This is a genomic window from Reyranella sp. (assembly GCF_965229815.1).
Lineage (GTDB): Bacteria > Pseudomonadota > Alphaproteobacteria > Reyranellales > Reyranellaceae > Reyranella.
Genome location: NZ_CBDDJN010000008.1, coordinates 201104 through 215510 on the forward strand (window position 1 = coordinate 201104; position 14407 = coordinate 215510).

Genomic DNA, 14407 nt, shown 5'->3' on the forward strand with positions numbered 1-14407 from the left:
CCTGGGAATGGTGACAGCGCCACCATTGGCAAAGCCTACCAATCGTTGGAGGCCCCGTAAAAGGTTGCCTGCTTCAGTCATGGCACGCTGTTGTGTCTGCAGGCCGGTCTTCGGCCGGCCTGGACAAGCCCTTGAGATGCCGTTGAACGACCGTCGCAAGGGAGTGTGCGAACAGCTGCGAGGCCAACGTATTTCGGGCTCTCAGAACAGCGGTTGCCACCTTGACCGGCGAGGCAGCGAGCCACTACTGTCAAATTGGTGGTAGACTGATTCGCTCGCGGAAGAGCGTGGCGAGAGGTCCAGGAAGTTGAGCGGTCGGGTGGGGAAAAGGGCGCTAATCACCGGCATTACGGGACAAGACGGGTCCTATCTGACCGAGCTCCTCGTCTCCAAAGGGTACGAGGTGCACGGTGTGTTGCGCCGTGCCAGTCTTTTCAACACGGATCGGATTGACCACCTCTACCACGACCCGCACCAGGTGAGGCCTTCGGTGTTGCTCCACTATGGAGACTTGGCCGACGGTGCCAGCTTGCGCCATGTGCTGGAGACCGTTCAACCTGACGAGATCTACAACCTGGGGGCACAAAGCCATGTCCGGGTTTCTTTTCAGATTCCCGAGTACACCGCTGATGTAGCTGGCCTCGGCACGCTCAGGATGCTTGAGGCGCTTCGCGAGCATGCCGAGCGAAGCGGACGACATGTGCGATACTATCAGGCGGGGTCGTCTGAGATGTTCGGCGCGGCCGCGCCGCCACAGTCGGAGAACACTCCCTTTCATCCCCGCAGCCCCTACGGGGTGAGCAAGGCGGCCGCTCATTGGTATTCGATCAACTACCGGGAAGCTTACGGCCTCTTCATCTGTAACGGCATCCTGTTCAATCACGAAAGCCCGCGCAGGGGCGAGACGTTCGTCACCCGGAAGGTGACGCGCGCGGCCACGCGCATCAAGCTCGGATTGCAGGACAAGCTCTATCTCGGCAATCTGGACGCCAGGCGTGATTGGGGCTTCGCGGGCGACTATGTCGCCGCTATGTGGCTGATGCTTCAGCACGAAGTTCCCGATGACTTCGTCATTGCCACCGGCACCTCCCACACTGTTAGGGAGTTCGTCGAATTGACCTTCGACCAGGTCGGTCTCGATTGGTCCAAGTATGTCGAGTTCGATCCCAGGTACCTGCGTCCAGCCGAAGTGGACTTCTTGGAGGGCGATGCGAGCAAGGCACGTTCGATCCTGCGGTGGGAGCCAACGGTCGGTTTCAACGAACTGGTACGAATGATGGTGGAGAGCGACCTCGAGTTGGCTCGACAGGAGAGAACGCTCATCAACGCCGGCCACAACGCGCCTGAGCGCGGCAGGGCGACCGTGAGGCAGGTTTAGACGTGGCCGAGCCGATCATCTATCCCCTGGCGGGCAAGAGGATCTATGTCGCGGGCCATCTCGGAATGGTTGGCAGCGCCGTGGTGCGCCGGCTGCAGGGTGAGGACTGCGAAGTCCTCACGGCGGACCGGCGAGAGGTCGACCTGCGCAACCAGGAGCAGGTGCAGCGTTGGATGCGCATGTCACGACCCGATGCCGTGGTCGTTGCAGCCGCAAGGGTCGGCGGAATCTTTGCGAACGACACCCGGCCCGCCGAGTTTCTGTATGACAATCTGATGATCGAGGCGAACATCATCGAGGCGTCGCGCGACGTGGGCGTAGAGAAGCTGCTGTTCCTTGGGTCTTCCTGCATCTACCCCCGTCTGGCAAGCCAGCCGATGCCGGAAGAGGCGTTGCTGACTGGCCCGCTCGAACCAACCAACGAGTGGTATGCAGTCGCCAAGATCGCGGGCATCAAGCTCTGCGCCGCTTACCGCCGACAATACGGCTGCGACTTCATATCGGCCCAGCCTACCAATCTTTATGGGCCGGGCGACAACTTCGATCTCCTGAGCAGCCATGTGATCCCGGCGCTCATCGCCAAGGTTCATCACGCCAAGTCGACCGGCGCGCCCAGCGTCGAGTTGTGGGGAACCGGGAAGCCGAAACGTGAATTCATGCACGTGGACGACCTGGCTGATGCCCTAATCTTCCTGCTGCAGCGCTATTCCGCCGAAGGGCATGTCAACGTCGGCACGGGCGAAGAAGTGTCGATCGGCGAGCTTGCGAACCTCGTGCGGGACGTTGTCGGCTTCCGGGGTCACTTCCACCATGTGACCGACAAGCCCGACGGCATGCCTCGCAAGCTGTTGGACGTCTCGCGTCTCAACCACCTTGGCTGGCGTTCATCGATTTCACTGCGAGATGGTCTCGAAAGCGCCTACCGCTGGTACGCGGAGCATGGCAAGGGCTAACGGCGGCCGGATCAGCCGGTCTGAGTTGTCTGGCTCTGGATCACGTTGAGCTGTGGGTTGGGCCAATGGGTGTGACTAACGTGATAGGGGGATCCTTTGCCAAGAATTGAGTTTCGACCCAAGTCGCGCGTGCGCCCTGAAAGCGTCTATCTCCATCAGCATGTGCGCAACGTCACGTCACAGATCGGCCAGGACGGCATCTTCGAGAAGATGCTCGAGATCATTGGTGCCGAGAACAAGTGGTGTGTCGAGTTCGGTGCTTGGGACGGGAAGTATCTCAGCAATACCTGGAATCTCATCGCCAACCACAAGTGGTCGGGCGTCTTGATGGAAGGCAACGAAGCGAAGTTTCGGGAGCTTCAGGCGAATCATGCGGCCCACAACGTCGATGCCTTCAACGAGTTCGTGGGCTATTCGGGCGAGAGTCGGCTCGACGAGATCCTGAAGCGTACCAAAGCGCCCGCTGACTTCGACCTGTTGTCGATCGACATCGATGGCAACGATTGGCACGTGTGGGAATCCCTCAAGGACTATCGCCCGCGAATCGTTTGCATTGAATTCAACCCGACCATCTCCAACGATGTCTTCTTCGTTCAAGATGCCGATCCGAAGGTCAACCAAGGGTGTTCCCTGCTGGCATTGATCGAGCTGGGCAAGGCCAAGGGGTATGAGCTGGTCGCGACCCCCTCTTGGGATGGAATCTTCGTCCCCAAGGAACTGTTTCCGAAGTTTGGAATTGCGGACAACAGCATCGACGCGATGTTCACGGCGCACCACAGGGAAACGCGCTTGTTCCAGGGCTACGATGGAACATTCTACACGGCTGGTAATCTGACAGTTCAATGGAAGCAGATCCCGTTTCAGTGCGACGAGTTGCAGGTCTTGCCGCGGGCGATGCGCCGTTGGGGATGAGCGACGAGCCAGGGGCGTGGCGGCCTACCGGTTGAGAGGGTGACGCCGGGGATGAGGAGGCAGAGACCGACCGGAAAATGGAAGGGTCTTGACACGTCCGAGTGGCGTGCGTTGATCCCCGTTACATTCCCTTGAGGGTGAGTGCAGTGATTACGATAGACTTCGTCTACGATCCCCGATACGCGGATCGCTTCGAGCCATTCTTCCGCATCAAGGATCAATTGGCGGATCTCTCCGTCAGGCTGCTGGACAACGCGCCCGGCGCTTCCTCTGACGTCGCCATCGTTCAAAGCCATCTCGTGGGAGAACTGCGCGGCAAGAAGGATACTCGGGTCCTGCGGCCGATGATCGTCAACGAACGTGCCGACCAGGAAACCATTGCGTTCCCGAATCGCGGCTTGCTCAAAGAGCCGAACACGCTGGCTTGGCTCAAGGAATGCACGATCCGCGATCCCAGCCTTCATAACGCACCGCATGTCGGCGGCTACTACCATTACAACGTCATTGCTCACGATCCGTCGAAGTATCCGGAACAAGTGCCGGACGTGAAAGTGGATGCCAGCGATATTGCAAAAATCCGGCTGCCGTTCTCGGTCGCCTCATATTCGAGGTTTGCGAGGTTACGCGCACGCCCGAGCGTCGAGGCAAGGCTGCGTAACGTGGATGCCTTCATGTGGGGGACGGTCAAGTCGGCGCATCCACTCTACCAGGAACACCGCGCTTCAGGCTGCCGCGCCTTGGCGAACGTGGCTGCAAGCAATCCCCACTATAATGTCCTGCTCGGGGTCGGCCGAGGACTGGGAGATTCCGAGGTCCACGACATACTGTTCCGCTCCAAGATAGTGGTCTCTCAGTTCGGGCACTCGATGAGCAGCTACAAGGATTGGGAAGCGCTCTATGCGGGGTGTGTCCTGATAAGGCCGGATGCAAGCTTGCAGCAGAACTACCTTCCCGACGTGTTCAAGGACAACGAGTGGTATGTGCCATGTGCGCCGGACTTCTCCGATCTGGAGCAGAAGATGGCCATGGTGCTCGAGGACTACCCCCGGTACTTCGAGCGCGCCCAGATCGCTCGATCGGCTTTGATGGAATCGACAAATGCCGATCGGCTGGCGAGCGATTTTTATCACATGATCTGTGACGTTCTGAACGAAGCTCCATCTGCAAGTGTGCGCCGCTTCGCTCCTATCGAGCCGGCGTCCTATCGGGAGGCCGTTCCCGACAACTTGAAGGGGGCTGGGCAGCCTTCGGTGGCACGCGAGTATTTCTCCAACACAGGGCACAACGCCATGTCCAACGACGATGCCGGCGCAACACCACTGCGCGGCGAGAACCTCTTCGGCGCCACGGCCGACCTGGGAAGCGGAGCCTGGGCGATTGTCAGGAGCCAACTTGATCCTGCGCCGATCGGTGGACCGGGGGGAGTCGTAGGCCGGAGACTGGTTGAGGATACCTCCGCCAGCACGCATGACTTCCGGCGAATCCTGCCGAAGGAAAGCGTCCAGGAAGACTATGTCCTGAGCTTCATGGCGAAGCCGAAGGAACGGTCTCTGGTTCAGGTTTGGCTCGGCTCGTCGACGCAGGCCGAGCGTGCGCAAATCTCCTTCGATCTATTGCGAGGGAGAACCCTGAATGCGCGAACTCAAGGGAAAGGTTGGGCAAACCTCGGCGCCGGCATGTCTTGCCTGGACGACGGGTGGTGGTGGTGCTGGACCGCGGTCCGCACGGATGACACCAGCCATCTCGCTACTCTGGTCGCGCTGGAAGCGCCCGATGGCAACATAGGCTTCGGTGGCGACGGTTCTTCCGGCATGTGGTTTGGGAATCTTCGGCTGGAAAAGGGACGAGTGCCGACGTTCGTGCTGCCAACTGCAAGCAACCCTGTTCCGGTCTCGGGCAAGGACACGGGGGCGACGAAGGATGCAGTGAAGGTTTCGGTCGAGATGGGGGAATACTACGATCGCTATTTCAGCACGACGAGATCGCGGGAGATCGCTGGGTTCCATGGCGACTATTTTCTCATGCGCTATATGTTCAATCTGCTGGAGCAGGCGGATACGTTCGTGGAAACGGGTTCGCTCTCCGGCGACACGGTCGGGACGGTCGCCCGAAACTTTCCCGATGTGGATTGCCATACCTGCGAGCTCGATGAACGCAATTTCTCGATCACTCGAAGGCGCACGGAGCAGTACGCCAATGTGACGGCGTCCAATGAACCCTCGCCGGATTTTCTGTATTCCCTGTACGACAGGCAGCCGGAACTCAAGACGCGGCGCGTCGTGTTCTGGCTGGATGCGCACGCTCGCGGCGCACTCCCGCTTCCTCAGGAGGTCGAGAAGATCACGGCGTCCGGTACGGAATTCTGCGTGGCTATCGATGATTTCCAGGTGCCGGGCCGCCCCTATTTCCAGTTCGATAGCTATCCACCGCTTCAACTCAACTGGGATTTGATCCAGCCTTACCTGAAGGCGGGGCGCAAGTACAAGATCGTGTACCCGAAGTACGAGACCCATACGTCACTGCACGCGCCGCGTGTCGGTTGGATCGTTGTTGTCGCAGGCGACTGGAAGCTCGCGCCCGACGGGCTAAAGGATCTCTACGATGTGTTCGATTATGAATCGCCTCCAGAGATGCTATCAGCGTGATCCAAAGCGGCGAATACTTTGAGCGTCAGAAGCGACGAATGCATAGTCGCGGGCTCTGATTTTTAAGTTAGTCGCCGCTACCCCGGTCGCTTCATCTGAAGAGCGGATGCTAGCGCGATTGGACAGGCGTCGCGCGCTTCCCACCCAGGTTGAAGGTATGGCGTGTCGCAGGACTCTCGGAAGGTGATCCGATGTCTGATCCGTTCAGCAAATTGTTTGCCGATTGGCGCTACCCTGCGCCCTACAGCATGTTCCACGACAAGCCGTCGAGAATGCCGGGGTCCCTTATTGGTCCGCTGGGATTTCCCAACCAACTCAGAGTAGGTGACCCGAAGCCCGAAGGGGAGGTCCGCATCTTTGTTATCGGCAACTCAGCCGTTCGGGGGCCGGCAAGTGAGTTTTCGATCGCGACCCAGCTCGAAGGCTTCCTTGGATCACCGGCGAGGGTCTACAATTTTGGCATCGAGAGCGCCAACACGTGGCAAGGCCTCATGCTTCTGGTGAAGACGCTCGCTGATCTGGAGCCCGATATCGTTGTTGTCTATGACGGTGTGACAGATCTCATTGTCCCTCTCAGTTACGACCCACGACCTGGCTATACCTACAATCACTATATGCTGGAGCTCATTCACGAGGCCGTTGGGACAGGGAAACTTGCTGAGTTCGATCTTATGCGCGCTGAGCTGTCACGACGTACGGATTTGCGCCGTGAGGTTCAGTACGACAGTGCGTCTTGGACTGAAGCGATCATCGACGCCTATATTGGGGCGATCCGACGCTACTGTTTTGTTTGTCAAGGTTTCGGAATCCGGTTCCTCCACGTCTTTCAAGCTGTGCTGGGTCACAAGGATCGCCTCGTTGGCGTCGAAGTTGGCTTCAAGCCAGTCGCAGCGAGGTATGCAGAACTCTTTGACGCGGCCGCTACCCGGCGTCTAGGGCTGGAGGATCAGTTTCCTGACCGTGATCGCGTTCGCTTCGGTAACGCGAGCGCTCTCTTCAGGGAGCGGCCAGAGGAATGCTTCACTGACTACGTTCATCTCCAAGACAGAATGCAAACCGTGCCGGCCCGCTATCTCGCCTCACTGCTAAGAGACTGGATATGAACGCCTTCCTGTCCGCGATTAGGCGCCATGTGGATAGGGAGCCCGAGAGAACCTTCTGCCAGTTTGTGACATCAACTGACACCATCTCTCTTACGTGGCGCGATTTCGGCATCAACGTATCAGGATACACTCGCCGATTCGGCTCGGTCGAACCGGGAGTCGTGCTTATCTTTCTGAAGCATACCCCGCATCTATACTGGGCCTTCTTTGGTGCGATGTTTGCCGGACTCGTACCGTCCTTCATGCCGTGCCTGTCCCTAAAGCAGGACCCGGCAATCTACTGGGGCTCGCACGTCACGTTGCTTCGGCACATAAAGCCCGTAGCGATCGTTTCCGATGCAGAGACATTCAGTGAAATGCAGGCCAATGGCCTTGATCTCGCGCCGTACTGCTGTGTCGATGTCGCCACGGTCGGGCCGGGATCGGGCGATCTGTCGGAGATTGGCGACGCCACCACCATCGCCCTCTTGCAGCACAGTTCTGGTACGACCGGACTGAAGAAGGGTGTTGCTCTTAGTTTCGCCGCGATTGTTTGCCAGCTAGACAGCTATTCTGCGGCCCTGGCAATTGATAGATCGGACGTCATTGTCTCTTGGCTTCCAGTCTATCACGACATGGGGCTCGTCGCGTGCCTATTGTTGCCGACGTACGTCGGGATACCTCTAGTGCACATCGACACCTTCCACTGGCTGACGCGGCCGGGGATCCTCCTGGAGTACATCACGACCCATAAGGGCACGCTGTGCTGGCTGCCGAACTTTGCCTTTGAGCATATCGAGCGGACTGTCCGGCCAGGGAAAAGCATCGATCTTGGCAGTGTGCGCGCTCTCATCAACTGCTCCGAGCCTTGCAGGGCGCCAACATTCGACCGATTTCTCGCGAAGTTCCGTCCGCTTGGAATCGACGAAACGAAGCTTCAAGTGTGCTATGCGATGGCAGAAGCCGTCTTCGCCGTTACGCAGACCGAGCTTACGCATCCGGCTAAGCGCTTTATGGCCGATACCGAGGCCTTGCAGGCAGGCTGGGTCACAGCGACGACGGACGGCGGCACGGAGCTAGTCTCGGCCGGGCGGGAAATCGATGGCATCGAAGCCTTGGTGCTTGATCGAGACGGCGGTGTTCTTCCGGAAGGAAGGGTTGGTGAGATTGGGCTGAGGGGAAAGTTTCTGTTCTCCGGATACTACAAGGACCCGGCTCTCTCGGCCTCCAGAAGCGCGGGCGGTGTCTATCGTACCGGCGATCTCGGCTTCCGCCGTGGCGGTGAGCTTTTCATAGTTGCACGGATCGACGATCTCTTGATCATCAACGGAAAGAACATCTACGCCCATGAAGTCGAGGCCATCGTCAATGCAACAGTCTGCGGAGTGAAGCCCGGCCGTGTCGCGGCAATTTCCATCTTCAACGCCACTGCGGGCAGCGATGTACTTGTCGTCATTGCTGAACAGTTGGAGGATGGTGCGGACGCCAATCGGGCGAAGATCTCGGAGGCTGTGTTTTCCCAAATTGGGGTCACGCCATGGGATATCCGGATCGTGCCGTCCGGCTGGCTAGTTAAGACCACCAGTGGGAAGACAAGCCGCAAGGAGAACAGGTTGCGCTATCTGAGCGAGGTAGGCCATGACTCGTCAGGAATTGGTTAAGAGAATCGAGGACGTTGTAGCCAGCGAGATCGGCGCGGCAGAAGTCCGTATGGACGACGGCGGAACGGCTGCCGACATTGGCCGGTGGGATTCGATGGCACACGTCCGAATCATGCTGGGCATCGAAGAGGCCTTCGGGATATCGATGGACATAAGCACAACCTACGAGTTCGCGAACTTTGGCGCCCTCTTTGACTATGTCGCTGATCGAGCCGCCCGGGGAAAGTGACGATCCTGGCGTACGAGAAATTGTGGGATGACCATTCGGCCGGGGCGACTAAACCTTGTCTGAAAACACGAAACGAGCGAAATGGGCATCCAGATGGCCGGCGATGTCCGGCAGGCGTTCGGCCGATTGGGCGGTCGCGGCAATGCTGTCGAACAGACCTGTCCGCTCGGTATCGTCGTCCCGGACCCGACCGAACAGTCGAAGGTCGAGGATGACCACGCCAAATGCCGGCATCGACTGAAGTATGGCCGCTTGCTGCGCAGGGTTCCAGTTTGACGCGACATTGGTGAACACGAGAATCGAATTCGGCTCGTGCCCTTCGCGTCTCCAGGCCCCGGGATAGAGCCCTTCTATGATATCGTACCGGGGGCCAACGTCGGGCCAAGTGTCGACGACGGCTGCGCGGATGCGACGCGCCGAGGCGACGCGGAGTCGATAGTTCTCGATGGCTGTGACCGTCATTCCACTGCACGCCAGCGCGCAGGGCAACGTTCCGATGCCTGTTCCGGCATGAACGACATGGCGGTCGCGGAAGTGGGCGAGGAGATATCGGGCCAAGCGTTCCTCGTACTCCATCAGCCCGCCGATTCTCTCCTTTATGCGGGACGAGTAGTAGTCGAAGAACCCGGACTCTTCGGCGCCACGGTCTGCGAGGATCTCCTGCAAAAGCCGGAACAGGTAACCGTCCAGGAAATCAAGGCTGACGGATGGTGCTAGATTGGCCTTCATTGTGGTAACGCAGGGCTCGACCAGGTCGTTTGATACCAAGGCCCAGGGCTGTGAGTAGCTCCAGCAGGGTCGGGCGGATCGAAGGGGAACCATCCCAAGTGGGTGAGAAGAGCGCGACGGCACCTCCGAGGCTAGGGCCATTACACGCAGCCCAGCTCGTTCGCAAGATCGACTCTGCATTGGTTGAGCTTCACTCCAGGCGCCTTTCGGAGCTCGGCGTCGACGGGAGCGGCTTGTTCAACCACTATGCGGGCCTCGTGCACCAGGGCTCCATAGTTCGCTGGGACGAAGATCAGGCATTCCGGTTGGTCTGCGAGGCATTGCCCGCCTATGGCGCCTACGCCGTGCTTCGGGCCGGGTTGGGCGAGCTGGCCTTTCTGCTCAATGGCGCGGGCCTGGATGTTGCGGCTTGCGAGCCGAACGCCGGACGCCTGAATGCCCTCGGGGCGGGGCTGGCCCATCTTCTTGCCGGCAACCTGGTGACTAACGACCGCTTCGCGATCGTGCCGGATTTTGTCCCCGACCGAGTCAATGCGCGCCCGTTCCTGGGGGTGGCCACTGACTTCGTTTTCGAGCTGCCGCTTGAACAGGACCAGGCGTTCTGCCGAAAGCTGCAGCTGTTCGACGGCCTCCTGATCAATCCCCGCCTGTTCGTTCGCCTTCGGGAGACGCCGCAGGAACAGGACGAAGTTGCCACCTATCTCCGGTCGCTCGGCTTCTCCGAGGTCGCGAGATTTCCAAGGGAGCAGATGATCTACTTCGCGCGGTCCTCCGGCGCCGGGCATCCGGCGCCCGAAGGCCCGGCGCCTGAAGGCCAGGCGTCGCCTGGAGGCGCCGGCGGTGCCTCGGACTTCGACAGGCTGGCGGCGCGCCTCGTGGCGCTCGCTCCTCCCGTGCCGGCCCCGACCCCCGGCACGACCTGGATCGAGCGACGCGTCAGCAAGTTCGATCTTCGCTCCGCCCTCGGCGACGACGAATGAACGTCCTGGGAATCTCCTGCTACTACCACGATGCGGCGGCCGCCCTCGTTCGCGACGGGGTCGTCGTCGCCGCTGCCGAGGAGGAACGGTTCACCCGACGCAAGCACGACCGCTCGTTCCCGGCGCGGTCGGCCCGCTTCTGCCTCGACTTCGCGGGCCTGGCGGGGAGCGACCTCGATCTCGTCGTCTTCTACGAGAAGCCCTTGCGCAAGCTGCAGCGCGGACTGCAGGTCGCCGCCGCAGGGGACGGCCGGGCCGCCGAGACGGCGAGGCGCCTCGTCCAGCACTACGTGCATCGAACCGCGATCCTGCCGCAGCTCCTGGCGGACACGATCGGCTATCGCGGCGAACTGCAGTATTGCGAGCATCATCTTTCCCATGCCGCGTCCTGCTTCTACGCATCGCCCTTCGAGGAGGCGGCCATCCTGACGGTCGATGGCGTCGGGGAATGGGCGACGACCGGCCAGTTCGTCGGCAGCGGCAACCGCATCGAAGCGGTGCGGGAGATCCGCTACCCGCAATCGCTCGGCATGTTCTATGCCGCGATGACGGCCTATCTCGGCTTCGAGGTCAACGAGGGCGAGTACAAGGTCATGGGCCTGGCGTCGTACGGGCGGCCGACCTGCGCCGCGCAGATCGAGGAGCTGGTCGCGCTGAACGCCGATGGCAGCTTCGCCATCGACCTGAGCTACTTCGACTTCGTCCATTCGCTCGAGCGGATGTTCTCGCCGAAGCTTGTCGATCTGCTGGGGCCGCCGCGGCTGCCCACCGAGCCGGTGGAGCAGAGGCACATGGACATCGCCGCCTCGGTGCAGCAGCGCATCGAGGAGGCGCTGATCGGCCTCGTCCGGTCGGCGCACGACGTCGGCGGATCGCGAAATCTCTGCATGGCCGGCGGCGTCGCCCACAACGTCGTCGCCAATTCCGCGATCCAGCGCAGCGGCCTGTTCGACGGGATCTTCATCCAGCCGGCCTCGGGCGACAACGGCGCGGCGGCCGGCGCGGCGCTGGAAGGCTATTGGCGGGCCGTCGAGGCGCCTCGCGTCCCGCAGCCCCACTACGACACGTGCCTCGGCCCGTCCTTCGAGGATGACGGGATCGCCAAGGTGCTGCAGGCGAGGCGCCTCGTCTTCCAGCGACTGGAGCCGGCAGAGCTTTGCCGCGAGGTCGCGAAGCTGGTCCACGACGACTTGGTCGTCGGCTGGTTCCAGGGGCGCATGGAGTTCGGGCCGCGCGCGCTCGGCCATCGCAGCATCCTCGGCAATGCCTGCAACCCCGAAACCAAGGATACGCTCAATCTGCGGGTGAAGCTGCGCGAGGAGTTCCGGCCCTTCGCGCCGATCGTCACCGAGGAGTCGCTGCAGCGCTACTTCGACCAGCCGACGCCGAGCCCCTACATGCTCTATGCCCCCCGCGTGAAGCAGGGGATGGAGAAGCTCGTGCCGGCCGGCACGCATGTCGACGGCACGGCGCGCGTCCAGAGCGTATCGCGCGATCGGGAGCCGCTGTTCCATCGGCTGCTGACCGAGTTCGAGGCGCTGAGCGGCGTGCCGGTCATGATCAACACATCCTTCAACATCCGGGGCGAGCCCATCGTCTGCACGCCCGAGGATGCCGTGAACTGCTTCCTGCGGACCGATATCGACTATCTCGCCATCGGCAACTTCCTGGTTGAGAAGCCATTCTGATGCGGGGATATTCGGCAACGAGAAGAGCGAGCGATCCATGAGCGAGGAACGCGACTACCCGGTCACTGTCATTCGGCGCGAGCTCCAGCGACACCTGGAGGATGCCCGGGCCGCGGGGGCGGCGCCCTGGACGATCGAGGCGATCGCGCTGCTGGCGCAGGAGGCGGCCGCGGTGCCCGCTCCGGCCGAACGGTCCGAGACGATTCCGACCTACATCTACCCGCATTGATGTCGCCGGCCGATGGCTGCCCTGGCTGAAACGCGCGACGTCGGCTCGACGCTGGCACTTCCGGCTTCCGTGCGGCGGATCTGCTGCCTCGGCGATTCGATCACCTACGGCCAGGGCGTGGCCCCCCGGCAGACGCTCGCGATGCATGTGGCCCGGTTCGCGAACATCGCCTATCCCGATCAGATCGTGTGGGTGGACAATCGTGGGGAGAGTTCCGGCAACATCTGGCATGCTTGGGCGCCGTTCGCGCGTCTTCTCGACGACGTACGCTACGATGCGGCGATCCTCAGCATCTGCCAGAACGACGCGCAGATCTTCGAATCCAATTCCGTCCGGTATGGCGAGGCCGATGGCCGGAAGTGGGTCGAGGACGGGGCCCTGGCGCCGCTGCTGCAGCGAACCGTTGCCGACCTCGCGCAGACGGCGGCCCGGCACGGATTGTGTCTCCTGCTCGATTTCTACACGCTATGGGACAGCGATGCCCCGCTGATCGAAGCCGTTTCCCGCGAATGCGACGCGGTCGGCCTGCCCTTCGTCGACCTCCTGCAGTTCCTCAGGGAGGAGAGCGGCCTGTCGGCCGCGGAGTTCGTGGCATCCCCCTTCGACGGGCATCCGTCCGACAGCGGGCACCACGCGGCGGCGCGCCGGCTCGTCGAGGAACTGCGCCGGCACTGGCAGCCGCCCGCCGATCCGACCCCCGTCGCCGAACGACTGCTGGCGGCCTGCGATGAAGCGATGCGCGCCGGCTGGGCGGCCGACGACATCCTCCACTGGGCCTTGCTGGTGCTCGATGCCAAGGAGATCGTGTCGCGGCGAAACCGCGGCAGGCATCCCGACCTTGTGCTGGGGGATCTCGCCGGCGCCCGCGCCGCCATCGAAGACAGGTATCGCGGCTGGTACGCGCGGCACGCCGCGGCGGCGCAGGCGGCTCTCGATCGCGGCCGGCGGGACGAGCTGTGGACGACCCTCGACAGGGCCTACACGTCGGTCCGCAATCTCGGCGAGATCGCGTTCGTGCTGGAGCGCTTCCACGAGGGGCCGGTCGTCGCGGAGCTCTGGGACCTGCTCGCGCGGGCGGGCTACTACACTGCGCCGGGGCGACTGTCGCCGTTGCCGGCCGACCTGGCGGCGCATCTGCTCGCCGTCGCCGACGCCTCGGCCACGCTCGCGGCGAGCGAGCAGGCCTCGTTCGGACGGGCGTTTCACGCGGTCCGGCGCGACTTCGAGCGCAACCTGCGCGCACTGGCGGCACTGCTGTCGCGGGAGCGGCGGATCGCCGCCTTCGACGCCAACGCCCTGCGACTCTGGCAGGTGGCGCACAACCTCGTCACCTCGACCTGGACGTCCCTCGAGGAGTTCGCCCGGGCGACGAGTGGCACGGCGGCGGCGCTGCCGCCGAAGCCGGTGCTCTTCACGACGGTGGACGTGCGCGTCGAGCGCAACACGGCGCGTCCCCGGCGCGGCGGCCTCTGCAACCTCACGGTCGAGATCGACTACATCGAACCGCTGCGCGCGCGCCGGAGCGACAAGCTCTGGGCGAGCATGGACGAGGACACCTATGCCTACCGCTTCGAGGTGCCGCTCCTCCTGCTCGGGGACGTCGGCATCGGCGTCCCCGCCTGGGACGACCGGCACAAGGCCTTTCTCGAAGGGGACCTGCGGCTCGCCCGCGTGGAGATCGGCAATTTTCGGGCTGATGCGACGTGGACCCGACGGTCCTTCCTCTGGCAGCCGCCGGAGGCGGCGCCGCCACTGCACTGGCTGAAGCTCGACCGGCTGGCGCTCTTCGCCGAGATACCGCGGGCGGAGCGGCAGGGGACTTCGTCGCCCATCGAGGCCCAGGGCGGCCTCTTCGGGAAGATCCGCACCTTGTGGTCGCCATGATCCCGAGGGCGGCCCTGCGCATCCGGCAGCCTCGATG

12 protein-coding genes are annotated in these 14407 nt (G+C 62.1%); 11 read left to right on the forward strand and 1 reads right to left on the reverse strand.

Annotated elements, in window-relative coordinates:
• Positions 1-307: 307 nt before the first annotated feature.
• The 7 genes from gmd (at position 308) to ACO073_RS28510 (ending at position 8860) form a co-directional block, all read left to right on the forward strand.
• Positions 308-1378, forward strand: a complete 1071-nt coding sequence (gene gmd / locus ACO073_RS28480) for a GDP-mannose 4,6-dehydratase (RefSeq protein ID WP_422002558.1) — start codon at positions 308-310, stop codon at positions 1376-1378.
• Between the two features lie 17 nt (positions 1379-1395).
• Positions 1396-2331: a GDP-L-fucose synthase gene (fcl, locus tag ACO073_RS28485; protein ID WP_422003179.1), complete on the forward strand. Its 936-nt coding sequence runs from the start codon at positions 1396-1398 to the stop codon at positions 2329-2331.
• A 162-nt stretch (positions 2332-2493) separates the two neighbouring features.
• Positions 2494-3243 carry an FkbM family methyltransferase gene (locus ACO073_RS28490; RefSeq protein ID WP_422002560.1) on the forward strand — a complete coding sequence of 250 codons (750 nt, stop codon included), beginning with the start codon at positions 2494-2496 and terminating at the stop codon, positions 3241-3243.
• A gap of 146 nt (positions 3244-3389) precedes the next feature.
• Positions 3390-5888, forward strand: a complete 2499-nt coding sequence (locus ACO073_RS28495; RefSeq protein ID WP_422002562.1) for a phage head spike fiber domain-containing protein — start codon at positions 3390-3392, stop codon at positions 5886-5888.
• Positions 5889-6079: 191 nt separating this feature from the next.
• Positions 6080-6991: an SGNH/GDSL hydrolase family protein gene (locus ACO073_RS28500; protein ID WP_422002564.1), complete on the forward strand. Its 912-nt coding sequence runs from the start codon at positions 6080-6082 to the stop codon at positions 6989-6991.
• Positions 6988-8631, forward strand: coding sequence for an AMP-binding protein (locus ACO073_RS28505; RefSeq protein WP_422002566.1), 1644 nt, complete (start codon positions 6988-6990; stop codon positions 8629-8631). Before ACO073_RS28500 ends, ACO073_RS28505 begins: the two co-directional genes overlap by 4 nt.
• Positions 8609-8860, forward strand: coding sequence for an acyl carrier protein (locus ACO073_RS28510; protein WP_422002568.1), 252 nt, complete (start codon positions 8609-8611; stop codon positions 8858-8860). Before ACO073_RS28505 ends, ACO073_RS28510 begins: the two co-directional genes overlap by 23 nt.
• A gap of 48 nt (positions 8861-8908) precedes the next feature.
• On the opposite strand, the gene ACO073_RS28515 is transcribed toward ACO073_RS28510, so the two are convergent.
• Positions 8909-9589, reverse strand: a complete 681-nt coding sequence (locus tag ACO073_RS28515; RefSeq protein WP_422002569.1) for a hypothetical protein — start codon at positions 9587-9589, stop codon at positions 8909-8911.
• 233 nt (positions 9590-9822) lie between these two features.
• On the opposite strand from ACO073_RS28515, the gene ACO073_RS28520 reads away from it, so the two are divergent.
• From ACO073_RS28520 to ACO073_RS28535, 4 genes are read left to right on the forward strand one after another with little or no spacing between them, the layout of a single operon-like run.
• Complete coding sequence (locus ACO073_RS28520) at positions 9823-10569, forward strand: hypothetical protein (protein ID WP_422002571.1); 747 nt, start codon at positions 9823-9825, stop codon at positions 10567-10569.
• Complete coding sequence (locus tag ACO073_RS28525; RefSeq protein ID WP_422002573.1) at positions 10566-12257, forward strand: carbamoyltransferase; 1692 nt, start codon at positions 10566-10568, stop codon at positions 12255-12257. The genes ACO073_RS28520 and ACO073_RS28525 overlap by 4 nt, the downstream gene beginning before the upstream one ends.
• A 37-nt stretch (positions 12258-12294) precedes the next feature.
• Entirely contained in the window at positions 12295-12486 is a 192-nt protein-coding gene (locus ACO073_RS28530; RefSeq protein ID WP_422002575.1) for a hypothetical protein, read from the forward strand.
• Between the two features lie 12 nt (positions 12487-12498).
• The gene (locus tag ACO073_RS28535) at positions 12499-14370 is read left to right on the forward strand and encodes an SGNH/GDSL hydrolase family protein (protein ID WP_422002577.1); all 1872 of its coding nucleotides are present in this window, start codon (positions 12499-12501) and stop codon (positions 14368-14370) included.
• Positions 14371-14407 lie beyond the last annotated feature (37 nt).